Here is a 2,224-nt window from a genome sequence, read left to right as displayed (position 1 = left end):
GGGACGCGGCAGGATGCCGCGTCCCCGCCTTATTGCTTTTTCCCCCCGCTTCTGATATGATACCTTCAAACCAATATCAGGAGGGGCCGCCATGAGCTACGCCGATCAGGTCTTTATTCAAAACTGTCAGGACATTCTTTCCCGGGGAGTGTGGGACACCGACCGGGAGGTCCGTCCCCGCTGGGAGGACGGGACTCCCGCCCATACCATTAAGCTCTTTGGGGTGGTCAACCGGTATGACCTGCGCAGAGAATTCCCCATTCTCACCGTCCGCAGGCAGTTTTTGAAGTCCGCGGTGGACGAGCTTCTGTGGATCTGGCAGAAGAAGTCCAACAACGTCCACGACCTGAACAGCCGCATCTGGGACGCCTGGGCGGACGAGTCCGGCTCCATCGGCAAGGCCTACGGCTACCAGCTGGGGGTGAAACACCACTACCCCCAGGGGGACATGGACCAGGTAGACAAGGTGCTGTGGGACCTGAAGCACGACCCCGGCTCCCGCCGCATCCTCACCAGCCTCTACAACCACCACGACCTGAGCGAGATGGCCCTCTACCCCTGTGCCTATTCCATGACCTTCAACGTCAGCGGGAACACCCTGAACGGCATTTTGAACCAGCGCAGCCAGGACATGCTCACCGCCAACGGCTGGAACGTGATGCAGTACGCCGTTCTGCTCCACATGGTCGCCCAGGTCTCCGGGCTGGAGGCCGGCGAACTGGTCCACGTCATCACCGACGCCCATATCTACGACCGCCACGTGGACACGGTGCGGGAGATCATCACTCGCCAGCCCTATGACGCCCCCCGATTCTCCCTGGACCCCGCTGTCACCGATTTCTACGCCTTCACCCCGGACAGCGTGCGCCTGGAGGGGTATCAGGCCCACCCTGTGCCGGGAACGATCCCGGTGGCGGTCTAAGAGGAGGCGCACAGTATGGATCTCATTGTAGCAGTGGACCAGAACTGGGCCATCGGGAAGGACGGAGAGCAGCTTCTCTATCTCTCCCAGGACCTGAAGCGCTTCAAGGCCCTGACCCTGGGCCACGCGGTCATTCTGGGCCGCAGGACCCTCTCTACCTTTCCCGGCGGACGCCCCCTGAAGGGACGGCGCAACCTGATCCTGTCCACCACGCCGGACTTCGCCCCGGAGGGCGGTGAGGTCTATCCCTCCCTGGACGCCCTCCTCGCCGCCGCTCCGGCGGATGCCTTTGTCATCGGCGGGGAGTCCGTCTACCGCGCCCTTTTGGACCGGTGCGGCACCGCCTATGTCACTAAGATCCTGGCCCAGTACCCCGCAGACCGGTACTTCCCGGACCTGGATGCCGACCCTCGCTGGGAGTCGGTGGAGGAGTCAGAACTCCTGGAGGAGAACGGAGTACGCTTCCGGTATGTGACCTACCGGCGCAGGCAGGAGGCATGACCCATGGACCGTGACTATATCTGGGAGGGGGAGTACGGCCGCCGTTCCCACCTGATCCCGGTGTTCCAGCAGCTGCTGCGGGAACAGGACGCCTCCTCGCTCCAGATGCTCTCCCTGTTCGTCAACAACAATCCTTACAATCTGGAATTTTTCATCGCAGTGAGCTACGACCGCCCCAAGGAGGAGCATCTGGACCGGATGTTCCGTCTTCTGGAGGACGCTGGACTGCGGCAGCGGAAGGACCTGACCGCGCTGAATATCATGCGGGCCATGGCGGACCGGCGCTTCAACTCTGCCTCTCTGCTGGATGAGGACAGTGTTCCCACCATTATGGGGCACCTCTTTTTCTTCCCGGAGATCCGGGTCCTGGAGGAGAAAGGCTACCGTATGACTCCCTTTGGACGGGAACAGATGGTCTTTCTCAGCCACTCCTCTCTGGATAAGCCGGAGATCGAAGAGATCATCCCGCTGCTCAATGGGATGGATCTGCCCGTCTGGTTCGACAAATACAGCATTGCCCTTGGCGATTCCATCACCGACAAGGTCCAGGAGGGCATCCAGCAGTCCAGCATCGTGCTCTTCTGGATCACAGAGCACTTTCTGGATTCCCGCTGGTGTAAATTTGAGATGCGGGCCTTCATCAAGAAGCTGATCGAAGAGGACGTCCGGGTCATCTCCGTTCTGGACCGGGGCATCCAGATCTCCCGCCTGCCGCTCTTTCTCCAGGACATCAAGTGTCTCATGCGGGAAGAACGGACCATTTATCAGGTCGCCCAGCAGATCGCCTCCGCTCTCCGGCCC

At 61.1% G+C, this 2,224-nt stretch carries 3 protein-coding genes; all 3 read left to right on the top strand.

Features of this window, described 5'->3' with window-relative positions; all coding sequences use genetic code 11:
* Positions 1 to 91 precede the first annotated feature (91 nt).
* On the top strand, positions 92 to 922 hold the full coding sequence (gene thyA, locus NE584_RS19230) for a thymidylate synthase (RefSeq protein WP_108980652.1): 831 nt from the start codon (positions 92 to 94) through the stop codon (positions 920 to 922).
* Positions 923 to 937: 15 nt separating this feature from the next.
* A complete protein-coding gene (locus NE584_RS19225; RefSeq protein ID WP_108980651.1) occupies positions 938 to 1,423 on the top strand; it encodes a dihydrofolate reductase in 486 nt (161 codons plus the stop codon).
* Positions 1,424 to 1,426: 3 nt separating this feature from the next.
* On the top strand, positions 1,427 to 2,224 hold a 798-nt coding region (locus NE584_RS19220; protein WP_256183533.1), incomplete at its 3' end, for a toll/interleukin-1 receptor domain-containing protein.

This window comes from Clostridium sp. DFI.5.61 (assembly GCF_024462915.1).
GTDB lineage: Bacteria > Bacillota > Clostridia > Oscillospirales > Oscillospiraceae > Lawsonibacter > Lawsonibacter asaccharolyticus.
Note: the sequence above shows the minus strand (reverse complement) of the source record. Positions and strands in the feature narration are given on the sequence as shown.

What these genes read in the sequence shown, in the direction of transcription:
- thyA (WP_108980652.1), top strand. Translation starts at nt 92, where the DNA reads ATGAGCTACGCCGATCAGGTCTTTATTCAAAACTGTCAGGACATTCTT.
- NE584_RS19225 (WP_108980651.1), top strand. Translation starts at nt 938, where the DNA reads ATGGATCTCATTGTAGCAGTGGACCAGAACTGGGCCATCGGGAAGGAC.